Source organism: Nocardiopsis sp. EMB25, from assembly GCF_026797795.1.
GTDB lineage: Bacteria > Actinomycetota > Actinomycetes > Streptosporangiales > Streptosporangiaceae > Nocardiopsis > Nocardiopsis lucentensis.
In genome coordinates this window covers 1-14,368 of record NZ_JAMTDN010000002.1, presented here as the reverse complement: position 1 = coordinate 14,368, position 14,368 = coordinate 1, and the positions used below count along the sequence as shown (strand labels likewise).

Below are 14,368 nucleotides of genomic sequence, written 5' to 3'. Positions count from 1 at the left end.
ATCGCGTACCGTATCGAACTCAGAATCAGGCGGGTTTGGTGTGTCCGGATGCGGCCACCGGCTGGCCAGTCCCTGCCCCACCACCCCGCACTGCGAAGAAGAGCGACCCTGAACTGGCAAAACGTGGTGTTATCGCCTGTCACGCCACCCCGCGCCGCAGCCGGGGCGTGCGGCGTGACAGGGGTGAACACACGCCGCGGGGCCGCCAGAGGAGAGGGAGACCCCTGGCGGCCCCGCAGGATCGGCCGGCTCCCCCGCGACGGGTCGCTGGCCACGCTCATGAGACTTCACCCGGTCAGATGAGCTCTCAAAGTACCCGCAGTGCCGATAAATCGGGCATAGCGGGCGCATGTGGTTACCCGAAAGCAGTAAAACACACCTCGTCGATATCCGGTGTCACAGAGCCGGGCGTGACAAAAATTAATTCTTACCCACAAACACGTTCACAACGATGTTTGTGCAGGTCAAAAGGGTTGTTGTCGGGGGTCGTGTGTCGCAAGATGCGTTTGTTGTCCGCGTTGTTCTTCGGTGTCTTCGCAAGCTGGCATAGTGCTGGGAACGGCGTTTTCCCGGGGCCGCGACCCCCGGCACGCCGTCATCCGGTCACCCAGAAGGCGATCCACCGCCGCGCGCCGGCGGGCGCCGCCTATGGGTTCGATGACGTTCTCAACGAGGAGACAAACTGGTGGAGATGTCCCACCCCGCCCCCGCGCCCCTGGACCAGGGCCGCGCCGGGCTGAAGATCATCGTGGTCATCCTGGTCGTGTGCTTCGCGGTCTACGCCATCCACGCCGGCCACGACGCCGCCGTGGCCGTGGCCGCGGCCTCCGCGCTGGCCTACGCAGCGGTCAAGGCCGCCCGCCGCCTCTACGCCCGCTAGGGCACCCGGTGGGCGAGCACGCCGCACACGGCTCCAAGCTCACCAGCCAGATCCTCGACCAGACCTACCCGCTGTCCCGCTACTCCCCTGAGGACCGCCTCCAGGCGCTCATCTTCTACCTGCGCGCTCGCGTGGGCGCCGACGAGGTCACCTTCCGCCGCACCTGCACCGTCGACTTGGGCATCCCCGAGCCGGTGATCACCGCGTTGTTGCACGGCGACATCCATGCCGCGCACGCCGCGTTGGCGGACCTGGCCCAGGAGCGGGACGACCACGGATGGCCCCTGCTGGCCTCGGTGCTGGCCTACCGCGGCGGCCTCAACGCCGACTACGGGGCGCTGGCCGCGGCGTTGGCCGAGTTCGAGGAGATCGCGATGGACCCCGCCGCACGCAGGCTGCTGCCCGTCAGCCGCACCATGCTGCAGCGGCGCGGGTACCAGGCCAGCGCGGAGACCTTCCTGGCCGATCCGATGGAGGCCGCGGTCGACCCGCGTCTGGTCCACACGCACGAGGAGCTGGTCGAGGCTCTGGAGTGCCTGCGCATCCGCGCGGGCAACCCCTCGCTACGCGAGATCGCCGCCCGTTCCGCAACCGTTCCCGAAGGAGTCGATCCGACCAAGCACGAGCACCGGTCCTACAACACCCTCAACAAGGTCCTCAAGGTCGAGGAGTCGGGCCCGCAGATGATCCCCGTGCTGGCGTTCGTGCGCGGCTGCGGGGTGCTGGAGCCCGAGGAGCTGGTGGCCTGGGAGCGGGTCTGCGCCCGCATCCGTATCGCCAAACGCCAGGATCGGCTCCCCCCACCCCGGGGGTCCGACCAGCAGGAGGGGTGGCGGGCCCCCAGCGGCCCCAACCCCTCCCTGGCCTAGAACGCGGGGCCGCCCGGATACCTGCCTGGGCGGCCCCCGCCGAGCCGCCCAGGGTCGCCCCCGTATGGCCACGAACCGGCCGGACTGGCCATCCGCTCTCGCGCACACCCTCGAGGTTGGCCATCGGACAGCTCTGGCCAACGCGGATGCACAGCGGCCACTGTTCGATGTCGAAGAGTTGGCCGTGTCCGCCGGTCGGCCTTCCGCAACCAAGCTCGGGCTCAACCAAGGTGTGTCCGTGGCTTCGGCATGCAAGGTCGAACAATCTGCAGTGCCCCACTGGGTTCACGTGTGCCCTGTGGGGCACTGCAAATCTTCGGCAACCCGAGAGACTGGACGTCTGTGCCGTGGTCGAACACGAACGTGCGGTTCTCCGCACTTTCGAGCACAACAGCGGATCGCCGCAGTCGCGCAACACGCTCCTGCAGCCGGGAGGGCCGAGCCCGTTGAGAACAAGGACTCCTTCGGAGGAGGCGCACCGCGCCAGTCGACACCGTGCCTTGGCAGGCTCCACCTGGCTTTCGTCATAGGAGCCAACGACGGCTCAGAGGCTGTATGGGATCGAGGCGTTACGCTGGTGCGCATGGAGCGCACACTGCACCTGGCCGTCACCGTCACCCCGGACCTGAAGGTCGGCGGGTACGTGGCGCGCGCGGTGGACGTGGAGGTCACCTCCCAGGGCGAAACCGAGCAGGAGGCCCTGGAGGCGCTCACCGAGGCCCTGGAGCTGTACTTCGAGGACGGCGCCGAGGACGCGGTGCGCAGGTTGTCCACAGGCCCCAGCAGGGCCGCGGAGATCGACATACGCTTGCCTGCGTGAGTCCTTCCCACATCCCCGTCGCGTCCGGCTCCCAGGTCGTCGCCGCGCTCAAGCGCGTTGGATTCGAGCACGTCCGGACGAAGGGCGACCACGCCAAGCTCCGACGCGTTGAGGACTCCAGGACCGTGATCGTGCCGCTGCACAAGGAGCTCAAGCGCGGCACGGTGGTCTCGGTGCTCAAGCAGGCCGGGCTCACCGCCGAGGAGTTGCGGGAGTTGCTGTGAACGAGCCTGAGCAGCCGTCGTTGGTCGCGGTCACCGACCCCACCGTGGAGCACCTGGCCGCCACCTTGCGGCGCCGCCGTGAGGAGCTGGCCGACGCCGACGGTGCCCGGATCGGGTTCGGGTCGGTGGTGCACGGGCTCACCGAGCACATGTGGGTGGGGGTTCCGGTGCCGGCCGTGGCCTGTCATGCGGCCGTCGACCCGCTGCGCCTGACCCCGGCGGACGGGCCGGTGACGTGTCGGCGGTGCCTGGGCCGTGGCCGTTCCGACCGGGAACAGGTTCCCGGGCAGACCTCACTGCTGTGACGCGCTCCGCGGTCGGTGTCAGCCGGCCGACGGTGTCCAGCCACACGGAGACCACGGGTTGACAGTGTCTCACTGTCAACCCGTGGCCCACGTGAGGCACGGTAAGACCGTGTGGCACTGCAAATCAGTCTTCGTGCTGGTCAAAGACCATGTCGGCCTGCGTCTCCCAAGCCCCCACGACCTTTGCTGGGACACCTGCCTCGCGGGCGGCCTTCAGGATCTGCGCCATCTCCTGCTCCCGCTTGGTCAGCTTGCGTCGGGCGGAGGCGAGTTTGCGCACGGTGTCGCCCATCATCGCGTTCCAGTGGTCGAGGTCCACGTGTTCGTCGTGCGCCGCGGGCTGAGGTTTCGCGGAGTCCCACTCGTCCAGGAGCGCGTTCAAGCGCGCCTTCCCTTCGCGGGGGAGGTTACGCAGTCGTGCACGGTGCCTCAGGTACTCCTCCGCGCCCTGGGCCAGAGCCACCCTGGGATGGGCCTGCACCATCGCGGCGAGTCGGCCAGGTGTCCCCAGGTGGTCGTTGGAGTTCTTGTCATGGCTCTTGGGGCGGCCGGTGTACTCGTCCACGGCCGGGATGTGACCGTCGACGTAGACGCCGTGGGGACGGCACCACCAGTGGTGGGCCGAGACGCAACCAAAGCAGCAGAGCCTGCCGGTGATGTCGGGGAAGCGCCGTTGCCATTCGGCGTCCAGGAGTTGGATGTTGTCCTTGGTACGGGGGAGAGGCTTGCCGCACATGCAGCACGGGATGTGGAGTTTGGGGGCCGCCATGGTCGCCTCCTCGATCGGGTTCCTCCATGCTGGCGGACCGCATCACCACAGTTCAGAGGTTTCACACGATTGATTTGCAGTGCTCCACTCAGGCCACGGGCTACACGTGTCCTGCGTGGAGCACGTGGCCTACGGGCCGGTGTTGAGCGCGCGGCGTTCCCGGTCGGCCAGGGCCTCGCTCACCCCGTGGACGACCTCATCACGGGTGCGCTCGGGGTCGGTCAGGGCCTCGATCACCGCCCGCAGGACGGCGGCCGACCCCAGCCGGGGGCGCCCGATGTCGAGTCCGGTACGGGCGGCCCACTCGTCCAGGCGCTTGCGGTCGTCCTCGCGCAGGTCGAGCGTCATGCGGGTGACGCGGTCCTCCCGAGAAGGCGACGCCGGAGCCGGTGCGGGTTCGGGCTCCTGGGGGGTGGGCGCCGGTGGTGAGGAGAGCGGGTCGCGGTGGATGACGTTGAGCAGGCTGTCGTCGGTGGCCGGCTCGGTCTGGGTCGAGGTCACGCGCGCGCGTTGGCGACGGCCCACGGCTACTTCCCTTCCAGGATCGGCGCGAACAGGTTCGAGGCCAGCGCGGCGTAGTCGACCGTGGCCGTGGCCTCGGGGTCGTACACGTGCAGCGGGGTGTGCTCCAGGGGCGCCTCACCCACCCGGACCGTGTGGCGCACGGTGGCGTGCAGCGCGTCGGGGTAGTCGGCCTTGAGCTGGTCGATGACGTCGTCGGTCAACCCGCTGCGCAGCACCTGGGTGACGACCACCGCCACGGTGCGCTGGTCGGCGCGCAGCCGGTCGCGCACCAGGGCCAGGGTCTTGTTCAGCTCCGCCACACCCCACAGGTCCAGGCCGCCGACCTTGACCGGGATCACCACGGCCGATCCGGCCACCAGCGCGGTCAGGGTGGTCTGCCCGAGGTCGGGGGCGCAGTCGACGATGGTGACGTCGACCTGGGGGCCGCGGTCGATCGCGGTCTGCAGGGCCACGTCGCGTCCGGGCACGGTCTCGGACTCGAAGGACTTCAGGCTGGCGAAGGCGGGCACCAGCTCCAGGCCCTCGATGGTGGTGGGCCAGGTGGCCTGGGCCAGCCCCACCCGCCCCTGGAGCACATGGAGCAGGTTGAAGCGCTGCTCGGGGTCGGCGTCCTGCCACTGCGGGGGCAGCCACCGGGTGGTGGAGCCCTCCTGGGCGTCGGCGTCGACCAGGCGCACTCTCAGTCCGCGCGAGGCCAGCTCGGCCGCGAGGGAGACGGCCGTGGTGGTCTTGCCCTGGCCGCCCTTCTGGTTCACCACGGTCACGACCTCTCCGGGGCCGACCATGGGCACGATCTGTTCCGCCACGTGTCCTCCTTGTTCCACTGCACTGACGGGGAGACCGTATCCCACAGGTGCCACGGGGGCCACGGTGGGAACGTGGCCCCCGTGGCGCACTGCAAATCTGCGTCATTGCTGGTCAAGGTACCGGTGCGGTTCCCCGCAGCTTCAGGGGTCACGATCGCCTTGCGTTGGAGGAGCTGCGCACGCGCAAGAACCCCGAGCAGATCATCGAGGCCCTGGACCAGGCGCCCGCGCCGACGAAGGGCGCCGCGCGCGGCCGACGCCGGTAGACCCGTATGCCGACCTACGGGTGCACCGGTACGCCGGATGCCCGTAGTCGCTGATCAGGTTGAACGCCCTCACGTCGTCGACGTGGGGGCGTTCTGCGTCACCCGCTCCAGCGGCCGGACCTTCGACCGTGTGCCTGTGGATAACCCATCTCAGGGCATCCAACCGAGCAGCGGTGGAACCGGTACAGACTTGGCTGCATGGACGTTGAGTGGGCAATCACCAAGTTGGATCGGTTCCTGAACCTGGCGAGGCTCTCCCTGCCACCGGCGGGCAGCTTCGAGTTCAGCGACAGGATGGTCAACACGGGAAGGCCAGAGGCGATCGTGCATGCTGCCCCCGTGGTCGAGCAGATCATCGACAGAGTGATCCCCGATTGGCGCATTACGGTGTCCGACTACCAGAACGTAAACGTCAACCGATGGTGCCAGCACATCGAGGCGGCGCAACGGGCACGTGCACTTCTACTGGACCAAGAGGAGATCCGGGAGAAGCTCGGGGAGAATGCGCCCGACCTGAACGCGGCGACCCTGCACCCCTGGGCATGGCAGGGCGCCAGATCCCTGTGGGAGTCCGGGCACTACCAGGAGGCGGTCGCAGCCGCCGCCCGCAAGATCAACGCCGAGACCCAGAACAAGGTCGACCGCAAGGACATCACGGAGACCGCCCTGTTCAAGGAATGCTTCAGCACAGACGAGCCCAAGCCGGGTAAACCCCGGCTGCGCGTGATGCCCGACGACGGCAGCTCCACCTACAAGAGCGTGCAGCGCGGGGTCATGGCCTTCGCCGAGGGCTGCTTCGCGGCGATCCGCAACCCCGCCGCCCATCTGGACGGCCAGGACGAGCTCACCGAGAGCGAGGCCCTGGAGCAGTTGGCAGCGTTCAGCGTTCTGGCCCGGTGGGTCGACGCAGCCTCCACGGAACAGGCCTAAGCGCCGGCCTGCGGCCGACGCCGGTAGACCCGTATCCCGGTCTACGGGTGTACCGGTACACCGGGATGCCTGTAGGCCCGGTGCAGCTTGAACGCCCCCACACCGACGGTGTGGGGGCGTCTGTGCGTCGCCCGCTCCAGCGGCCGGAGGACCGGCCGCACATCCAGGATCAGCCTCACCGGGCGCGGCCGCCAGGCCCTCGTGTTCGGCTGTGGATAACCCCGTTCAGGGCACCCAGCCGCGCCAGACCCACCGCAGCGGGTCGGCCGGGGCAGGGTCGGGTTCGTAGACCGCCCGACCGCCCGACCGCCCGGGAGGTCGTCGGGCGCCTTGCCGTCGTCGTCGGGGATCAGGTACGCCCCGGGGTCCGGGACGCCGTACACGGCCGCCCGCGGCAGCGGCTGGCGGCATCCGTCCATCGGGCCACCGATGAGGGTCACGTCCACCCACTCGTTGCTCATGGCGTGAGACTCGCACACGCCCCCGACACGGGGGCGTGGTTACCGACGATCCGTCACCGGGTCGGCGGAAGGCGGCCGAGCGGCGCCCCACCGATGACGTCGACCGGCTTCGCCGGTTCCGGGTCGCGCTCCGGGCGTGGTCCGGCCCAGTGCGCCGGCCCGCGTCCGGCCGGGCGGTCCAGCGCCGCCCGAAGCGCCGTCGTCGACGCGCCCCTGCGGCGTGGCCGCGCGTCGACGACGGCGTCCTCCTGGTCGTGCTCGAAGGTGTCCTCCACGCCCACCATCCAACCGTCAGGGCAGCACTCAGCACTGAGGTTTTCGACGAACTCACCGACCCGAACACCACGTGTTGAGCGCAGTGAACATGGCAGTGGATGATGCAACGGGGATGTCAGTGATCGAGTGCATCAGCAGATGCGCCCGGGCTCTCCTGCTCACCGTTGGCGGCGTCAGTAGCCGACTTCCTGATTGCGTTGATCAGAAGCAGGAACGCTTGTTCACGGGTTCGAGCAACAGAGCCAGCCCCGCCATCTTCTTGGCTGCGGCCTTCAGATCGGGCAGGGCCCGCAGCTTGTCCTCGTTGCCCTCCTTGACGGCCCGGTTGAGCAGCTTGGAGGTGATCAGCACCTCCAGCACGTCCAAGGCGTCGTCCACCGAGGCGGTCTCCAGGTGCCGCACGGTGGCCAGCAGGGTCGCGCTCCGCCGCTGCGGGGCCAGATCGTGCAAGGTCGGGGCCTTGGCGCGCATCCCGTAGCGGGCCAGCGCGTCCGGCTTGACCTGCGGGACGTCGTCCTCACGCCCCCGCGCGGTCAGGGTGGCCTGCGCGGCGTACCAGGCGACCCGCCCGGGCCGCTACGCGCACGGGGTAGTCGGGCCTGCCCGGTGTCGGCGGCCACGGCACCCAGTCCTCCATGGTGGCCAGCGTATGGGCTGGTCATGAGGGGGCCGGGTGGGGGCCACGGCGACGCCGAGCAGGAGGGACGTACAGCCTCATCGCGGGGGCAGAGGGGGCGATGGAGGCTCTGCGGCGGCTCAGAGGGACCGGTAGCCGATCCAGCCGTTGTCCTGCACCCCCGTCCTCACGCCCTTGGCCATTCGGGCGGGCTCCAGCAGCGCAGCAGCAGCCGCGGGGAGGTGTTCGTCGTAGAAGAAGTCTGTGTTGATGTACTTGGGCCCGCTGCCGCTGTAGCTCGTGACGACGAACCAGCGGTCGAAGATGCCGAGTTGTTCGGGGGTGTAGCCCTGCTCGACGATGGCGCCGGACACGCTGTGGTGAACCTTGCCGTTGGCACTGACGGCCCAGCCCGTGGAGCTGAACTGCTTGAGTGGTCCGTCCCACTCGCACGCCACGACGTACACCTTGTTGGTCCGTTCGTAGCACTCCAGTCGGCCCTCGTAGCCAGCATGCCTACTGATATAGCGGGGGAGGGCAGGAGCACCGTGACGGCGGGCGAAGGCAAAGAACTCCTTCGCCTGGTCGCGCTTCCGGGCCTTCTCCTGTGCTGCGGTCCGTTTGGTCTTAGCCTCTTTCGCGGCGCGCTTGTTCAGCTGGCGCGCGTACTCGGCGGCTTTCTCTTCGAGCTCTGACACGCTCTCCTCCTTCAGCTTCGTCCGCGGGGGCATCCTCCCAGCCGCGGCCGCGGCGTTCCAGGGAACGCGGCGGCCGACCCCGGCCAGCGCGGACTCAGGGGTGGTGGTCTTCCTCGCGCCGAAAGGTCCGAGGAAGACCACCACCACGATGGGGTCCCAGGACCATCCAGCGGAAAAACAACGTTTCACTCCGGGCCGGTAGCGGGGGCCGACCCGGCGACTCGAAGGGTCACGTTCGGTGAGCGCGCTGCCGGACCGCTGGCAGAACCGACCGACGGGTGCCCTCACCGCACGGCCGTGACGTTTGCGCAGGTCAGGAGGTAGACCAATCCGGGGATTCGGAGTGGTCTACCCGACCTGCGTTGTATGTGGTCATTTCGACCGGTTTATACCGCCGATAATCCCCGGCTAGCGGGGGTCACGGCCAGGCGCGGCGTGGCCTCCGCCAGTCACCCAGAGCAATCCCTACGCATGGACCCTCGGTGCTGACATCTTCGTTGCGCGCCCCACTGACAGGTCGACTGCGTTTCCACTGACATCCCCGCTGCGCTCAACACCACGGACAGGAGTGCCGATCTGTAGAGTGCCTGAGGCACACCACAGATCGGCACAGCACGCAGGTATCTCCGATACGCGAAACCGGCCCCCGAAGGGCCGCGAGACCCGGCCGGCGGGCCGGTAGGGAGGGGTCGCCCTGGTGGCGATGGCGACCCCGATCCACAACGCCGATCAGGCCGACTACCGGCTCGCGCAGCAGTGCGGCGCCGACAACATCAGCGCCGCCGACGTCGCGGTGTCCTACCGCCTGGACGGCGGCGCCCGTCCGATCGAGCGGATCGGCGGCGGCTGGTCGGAGTTCGGCCTGGAGGCCGGGAGCGCCCTGGAGTCCGCCGAGGACGTCGAGGGGATGCGTCGGGTGATGGCCGGGCGGGATCCGCGCACCCACCGCCAGCTCGTGAAGCCGAAGGTCGCCGTCGCCCCGGCCGCGAAGCTGGACGCCGCCCCCTTCGTCGCCGCGTTGGATGCGGCGGCCGCTGACAAGGGCGTCACCGTCGCCGAGCTGGTCGCCGCCGACCCCTGGTCGGTGAAGAGGGTCGAGCGCCTGGAGCGGGGGGTGCGCCGCGACGCCCATCACCGCGCCCCGTTCGACGACCTGGAGCGCGTCGCCACGGCGGCCGGGATCGACCTCGCCGACGTCTACGAGCACGACGATTTGAAGAAGGCCGAGGACCACCGGAACGAGCGGGTGCGCACCGGGGTCATGGGCTATGACGTCACGTTCGACCGTCCCAAGGGCATCAGCACGTTGCAGGCCCTGGCGCCGGAGCACGTGGCCGCGCGGATGGAGCGCATCCACCTGGAGGCCGTGCGCGAGTCCGTCGCGGCGCTGGAGCGGTGGACCGCGTACGGAATGTCCGGCCACCACGGCGACGGCCAGACCGCGCAGCGCATCGCCACGTCCGGGCTGGTGGGGACGATGACCGTGCACCGCACCGCCCGCCCCGTCGACGACCAGACACCGGGCGACCCGCACCTGCACACCCACGTCATGCTCGCGAACATGGCGCGCGGGGAGGACGGGAAGTGGCGGACGATCGCGGCCGGCGGCCGCGATCTGATGCGGCACGTCCCCGCGGTCGGCGAGTTGTACCGGGCGATCGAGCGCGCCAAGCTCACCGAGGAGCTGGGGGTGTCCTTCGAGCGCGACCCGGCAACGGGCCGGTGGGACGTCGTCGGCATCCCCGCGTCGTTGAAGAAGACGTTCAGCCGCCGTCAGCAGCGGGTGCGCGAGGCCGCCGGACACGGCGCCACCCCCGCCCAGGAGCGGGCTGCCGCCCGCTCCACCGCCCGCGCCAAGGTCGCCTCCACCCCCGAGACGGAGCGGGAGTCCTGGCACGAGCGGGCCCTGGAGGCCAAGCACCGGCCGCAGCAGATCGTGGCCCAGGCGCTGGGACGCGAGCCGGGCGACCCCACCGCCACCCGCGCACCCGGGGGCCCGGACCCGGGGCCACGGTCCCCGGACGAGGTGGCCGCCGCCGTGTGGGACTTCGAGACCGGGGTGACCGCCCACACCAAGGTGGTGACCAGGGCGAAGGTGATGGCGCACGTGGCCGGGGCGCTCGGGGTCGGCCTGCCCGACGCGGCGATGCTGGAGGCGCTCACCGACCACGCCCTGGCCCACGAACTCGCGCTCGCCCTGCCCGCCAGCGGGCCGGTGCACATGTCCCACGCCGACCGGTACACCTCAGCGGACATCCCCGCGGCCGAGCGGGTCATCATGGGCGCGGCCCGGGCCCGGTACGGCACCGGAACCGCGGTCGTGAACCGCCACCGCGCCACCCACGCCATCCGGTCCTGGCAGCGCCAGAAGGGCTTCCGGCTCTCGAAGGAGCAGCTCCAGGTCGTGGCCAGGTTGATCGGGCACGGGCACGGCCTGGACGCCGTCATCGGCGTGGCCGGGGCCGGGAAGACCACCATCATGAGCGCGGCCAGGACCGCGTGGGAGACGCAGGGGTACCGCGTCGAAGGCGCCGCCGTCGCCGCCGTGGCGGCCGCCGGTCTGCGGGCCGGGGCCGGGATCACCTCCCGCACCGTCGCCTCCTGGCGCAAGAGGATCACCGACGGCCCCGGGCTGACCGGGGTGGGTGTGCTGGTCGTGGACGAGGCCGCGATGATCGGTGACCGCGACCTCGCGCTCCTGGTCGAGGAGGCCGGACGCACCGGCACGAAGCTGGTCCTGGTCGGCGACCCCCTCCAGCTCCGCTCCGTGGCCGCCGGCGGGAGCTTCGGTCCCCTCCACCAGGCCGTCGACGGGCTGACCCTGACTGAGAACCGGCGCCAACGCCGCGAGGTCGACCAGGACGCCCTGGCCACCTGGCGGGCGGGCGGGCGCCGGTCCGCGCTGGCGATGTGGGGCGAGCACGGCCAGCTCCACGCCACCAAGGACGCCGACGCCGCCCACGACCAGATGGTCGGCGCCTGGTGGGCCGACCGGCGCTCCTACGACGACGGGCACCAGGCGGTCGAGCGGCTGCTGATGGTGGCCACCACCAACGCCGACGTCGACGAACTCAACCACCGCGCCCGCGCCGCCGCACGGTCGGGCGGACTCCTCGAAGGCGACGACGTCGCCTTCCAACAGGCGACCGGGGCCGAGCTGGTCCTCGCGGCCGGAGACCAGGTACGGGTGCGCGCCAACGACTACCGGTCCCGGTCCAGCGACGACCCGGACGTGCTCAACGGCTACCGCGGCCTGGTCCGCGACGTCGACGTCGAGCGGGGCGCGCTGGTCGAGTGGCGCCGCGAGGGCGAGGTCGAGTCGGCGTGGATCACCCCCGACCAGCTCCACCGCGGCGACCTGTCGCTCGGCTACGCCGTCACGATCGCCGCCGCCCAAGGGGTGACGGTGGATCGGTGCCACGTCTACGGGCTCGGAGCCGACGCCCACGGCCTGTACGCCGGGATGTCGCGCGCCACCGAACGCGTCGACCTCTACCTGCCCTCGGTCGAGCTGGAGAGGGAGGAGGTCCGCCAACGCCTGGGCCAGGCCCGCACTGAGAAGGAGCGGTGCGAGCGGACCATCAACGCCTACGCCGACACCCTCACCCAGGACCCGCCCGGCCTGGTCCTGGAGGAGCTGGAGAAGACCGCGCCACCGATCGGCCAGGTCGTGCCCGCCCGGCCCGAGACCGTGCCGGTCCCGGAGGCCGAGCGCGAGCCGGAGCAGCGCCGTGACCAGCGCCAGGACCGTGACCGCACGGGTGTGCAGTCTCATGACGCCCCCCGGTCCGAAGTGCAGGATCGTGCGGTCTCTGGCCAGGAGACGGTCGAGCGCACACCCGAACAGGAACGTGAGGACGCCGCCCCGACCCCGTGGCGGCCGCTCACCCTGGACGAGGTCCACGCCGGGCAGGGACCGCACTGCCGACAGGTCACCGACCAGGTGAGCGAACTCCATCAGCGCGCGGCCGCCCTGGAGGCGTCCCTGCCGGATCTGCGTGAGGAGTACCAGGCCGCCCGCGACCGCGCGCACAACACCAGCCGGATGCGACTGCTGTTGGAGGGCACCACCCCCAAGGCCGCCCAGACGGAGGCCCAGCAGGTCGGGGAGCGGCTGCGCGAGGCCATGCACGGGGCCAACGAGGCCCGCGTCCAGGCCCGCGAGGTGTGGTCGCACGCCCAGCACGAGGACATGCGCCGACACCTGGCCGACGCCCAACGCGAGCGCCGCGAGGCCGAGCTGGAGCGGATGGAGCCGATCGCGGCCCAGCACGGGCTGACCCGCGAGGAGCTGCACGCCCTGGACCGCGAGGAGAGGGAGCAGATGCTGCGTCGCCACGGCATCCAGGTCGCCCACCCCGACTACCGGACCCAGCACGAGACCAAGATCGAGCTGACCCGGTCCGAGCAGCGCCAGATGCGCTGGGAAGCACTGCCCGAACAGGAACGCGAGGCGATCCAGGAGCGCCAGGCCCAGGCCGCCCAAGCCCACCGCGAGCATCTCGAGCAGTCACGCGCGGCCGCCCAGGCGGCAGAGCGCTCCGGCCCCGAGCTGGGGCTGTAGAGAGGGAGCATCGCGATCCTCTGGCAGAGGGGTTCTTCCAAAGGTTTCCGACGGATCAGAGGGCCGCGTGCTTGGTCAGGAGAACAAGGTCACGATCCTCCGCGACATCCAGTTCCGCGACCCGTTCAAGGCATTCGGGGTCGGTGCCGTAGCCCGGGCAGGAGTGGGAGATCCGCCTGTATGGGGGAGCCGACGCTAGGTGGAGGAGTTCTTCCAGATGGTGTTCCACCGGTTCCAGTTCAACGACCCGCTGCGGCTCTACGAGTTCTTCAGTCACACGTGCGCGCGGCTCACATATTCCCCAACCAGCGCGTGGTGCTGCTTCGGGTCGGTCAGGACCGTACTGCAGCGGATCACCTTCGAGTTCGGCCGTGGTCGATACCAACCACATGTTCGGCAGCGTCTTACTGCCCCTGTACTGGGTGAACGTGATCCAGTGGCTGCAAGGTCAGTACGCAAAGGTCAGGATCCGCCAACAGGTGTCGGACCTGGTCACGAGCGTCGTTCACCGGTGCGCACCCGGTGGTGAACATCCTGAGGAGCCCGGTATGTCACGGGTCGAGATCGTGGAGTGCTTCGCATCGTTGCAGGCCAGAAGTACCGCGTTCGGCCTGTTCTCAGGGGCTGAAAATCGATGGTGGCCACCATTCTGTGGTGTTCCAACGTCCCACCCCCTAGAAGTAGTCTTGTCCGTCACCGGGAGTGAGACCCGGGACCAGGCCCAAGATTGACTACGAAGCGTTCGGTCTCGGACCTGGGCAAGAAGAAGCGCCCCGACCATCCGCCAAGATTTCCGGGGCGCTTCGAAGACCGCTTACACATTGGTCTGGAGGGCCAGCGTATGACAGACATACAGGCGACGTCAGCAGGACCCCCGGAGGATCCTGGAGAGACAAACGGGTTCCACGTGCGCGTGAACCGCGGCGCCTTCGGGCTCACGGCCTCTGCGTCCTGGTCGAGCCGACCGTGGCGGATCGGCAGTGTGATCGTGGGCACCGCGACCGTGGTGAGCATGCTCATCGGCGCGGCGATCTGGGTGGGATGGACACCCTTCACCGGATAGTCACGCCCGGCCGTGGGGTCGGTAGCGCCCGACCCCACGGCCGCCAGGCCCGCTCTCGCACACATCGCACGTCTCGCACGGGTGCTACGTGTGCGAGACGTATTACCCCAGCTCACAGGCGCGAGGGTGGTCCCGTTCTCGGCTGAGTTCTGGTGGTACCAGGGGGCTCCGCGCCCCCTGGACCCCCCGGGGCCGACCGGGAACCCGGCGCGATGCAGGACGCGCGCACCCCTCCGTTGCACGCGCCAGAACCCCGGCCGGATCGAAACCGGGGCCGAGGCCACCTGCACAACCGT

At 69.8% G+C, this 14,368-nt stretch carries 16 protein-coding genes; 8 read left to right on the top strand and 8 right to left on the bottom strand.

The window, feature by feature from the left end:
- Window positions 1-691 precede the first annotated feature (691 nt).
- The 5 genes from KIK06_RS29050 to KIK06_RS29030 all read left to right on the top strand — a co-directional run bounded on the left by KIK06_RS29050 (window position 692) and on the right by KIK06_RS29030 (window position 3,098).
- A complete protein-coding gene (locus KIK06_RS29050) occupies window positions 692-880 on the top strand; it encodes a hypothetical protein (protein WP_268646367.1) in 189 nt (62 codons plus the stop codon).
- Between the two features lie 8 nt (window positions 881-888).
- Complete coding sequence (locus tag KIK06_RS29045) at window positions 889-1,749, top strand: hypothetical protein (protein WP_268646366.1); 861 nt, start codon at window positions 889-891, stop codon at window positions 1,747-1,749.
- Window positions 1,750-2,332: 583 nt separating this feature from the next.
- Window positions 2,333-2,569 (top strand): type II toxin-antitoxin system HicB family antitoxin, encoded by a 237-nt coding sequence (locus tag KIK06_RS29040; protein ID WP_268646363.1) that lies wholly within the window; start codon window positions 2,333-2,335, stop codon window positions 2,567-2,569.
- Window positions 2,566-2,793, top strand: a complete 228-nt coding sequence (locus KIK06_RS29035) for a type II toxin-antitoxin system HicA family toxin (RefSeq protein WP_268646361.1) — start codon at window positions 2,566-2,568, stop codon at window positions 2,791-2,793. The genes KIK06_RS29040 and KIK06_RS29035 overlap by 4 nt, the downstream gene beginning before the upstream one ends.
- Window positions 2,790-3,098 carry a hypothetical protein gene (locus tag KIK06_RS29030; RefSeq protein ID WP_268646360.1) on the top strand — a complete coding sequence of 103 codons (309 nt, stop codon included), beginning with the start codon at window positions 2,790-2,792 and terminating at the stop codon, window positions 3,096-3,098. The genes KIK06_RS29035 and KIK06_RS29030 overlap by 4 nt, the downstream gene beginning before the upstream one ends.
- A gap of 124 nt (window positions 3,099-3,222) precedes the next feature.
- On the opposite strand, the gene KIK06_RS29025 is transcribed toward KIK06_RS29030, so the two are convergent.
- From KIK06_RS29025 to KIK06_RS29015, 3 genes are all read right to left on the bottom strand, one after another.
- The gene (locus tag KIK06_RS29025) at window positions 3,223-3,867 is read right to left on the bottom strand and encodes a hypothetical protein (protein ID WP_268646359.1); all 645 of its coding nucleotides are present in this window, start codon (window positions 3,865-3,867) and stop codon (window positions 3,223-3,225) included.
- Between the two features lie 129 nt (window positions 3,868-3,996).
- Window positions 3,997-4,368 carry a hypothetical protein gene (locus tag KIK06_RS29020; protein WP_268646358.1) on the bottom strand — a complete coding sequence of 124 codons (372 nt, stop codon included), beginning with the start codon at window positions 4,366-4,368 and terminating at the stop codon, window positions 3,997-3,999.
- 26 nt (window positions 4,369-4,394) lie between these two features.
- The gene (locus tag KIK06_RS29015) at window positions 4,395-5,198 is read right to left on the bottom strand and encodes a ParA family protein (RefSeq protein ID WP_268646356.1); all 804 of its coding nucleotides are present in this window, start codon (window positions 5,196-5,198) and stop codon (window positions 4,395-4,397) included.
- A 464-nt stretch (window positions 5,199-5,662) separates the two neighbouring features.
- Here KIK06_RS29015 and KIK06_RS29010 point away from each other — a divergent pair, with 464 nt between their 5' ends.
- Window positions 5,663-6,394 carry a TIGR02391 family protein gene (locus KIK06_RS29010; protein WP_268646353.1) on the top strand — a complete coding sequence of 244 codons (732 nt, stop codon included), beginning with the start codon at window positions 5,663-5,665 and terminating at the stop codon, window positions 6,392-6,394.
- 41 nt (window positions 6,395-6,435) lie between these two features.
- Here the strand turns inward: KIK06_RS29010 and KIK06_RS29005 are convergent, their stop codons facing one another.
- The 4 genes from KIK06_RS29005 to KIK06_RS28990 all read right to left on the bottom strand — a co-directional run bounded on the left by KIK06_RS29005 (window position 6,436) and on the right by KIK06_RS28990 (window position 8,592).
- On the bottom strand, window positions 6,436-6,855 hold the full coding sequence (locus KIK06_RS29005) for a hypothetical protein (protein ID WP_268646351.1): 420 nt from the start codon (window positions 6,853-6,855) through the stop codon (window positions 6,436-6,438).
- Window positions 6,856-6,908: 53 nt separating this feature from the next.
- Complete coding sequence (locus tag KIK06_RS29000; protein WP_268646349.1) at window positions 6,909-7,130, bottom strand: calcium-binding protein; 222 nt, start codon at window positions 7,128-7,130, stop codon at window positions 6,909-6,911.
- A gap of 202 nt (window positions 7,131-7,332) precedes the next feature.
- Window positions 7,333-7,581, bottom strand: coding sequence for a hypothetical protein (locus KIK06_RS28995; RefSeq protein ID WP_268646347.1), 249 nt, complete (start codon window positions 7,579-7,581; stop codon window positions 7,333-7,335).
- Between the two features lie 306 nt (window positions 7,582-7,887).
- Entirely contained in the window at window positions 7,888-8,592 is a 705-nt protein-coding gene (locus tag KIK06_RS28990) for a hypothetical protein (RefSeq protein ID WP_268646344.1), read from the bottom strand.
- A 556-nt stretch (window positions 8,593-9,148) separates the two neighbouring features.
- Here KIK06_RS28990 and mobF point away from each other — a divergent pair.
- Window positions 9,149-13,009 carry a MobF family relaxase gene (gene mobF, locus KIK06_RS28985; protein WP_268646341.1) on the top strand — a complete coding sequence of 1,287 codons (3,861 nt, stop codon included), beginning with the start codon at window positions 9,149-9,151 and terminating at the stop codon, window positions 13,007-13,009.
- A 55-nt stretch (window positions 13,010-13,064) separates the two neighbouring features.
- Here mobF and KIK06_RS28980 read toward each other — a convergent pair whose 3' ends face one another.
- A complete protein-coding gene (locus KIK06_RS28980; RefSeq protein WP_268646340.1) occupies window positions 13,065-13,286 on the bottom strand; it encodes a hypothetical protein in 222 nt (73 codons plus the stop codon).
- 630 nt (window positions 13,287-13,916) lie between these two features.
- On the opposite strand from KIK06_RS28980, the gene KIK06_RS28975 reads away from it, so the two are divergent.
- Window positions 13,917-14,072, top strand: a complete 156-nt coding sequence (locus KIK06_RS28975) for a hypothetical protein (protein ID WP_268646339.1) — start codon at window positions 13,917-13,919, stop codon at window positions 14,070-14,072.
- The last annotated feature ends 296 nt before the right edge of the window (window positions 14,073-14,368 follow it).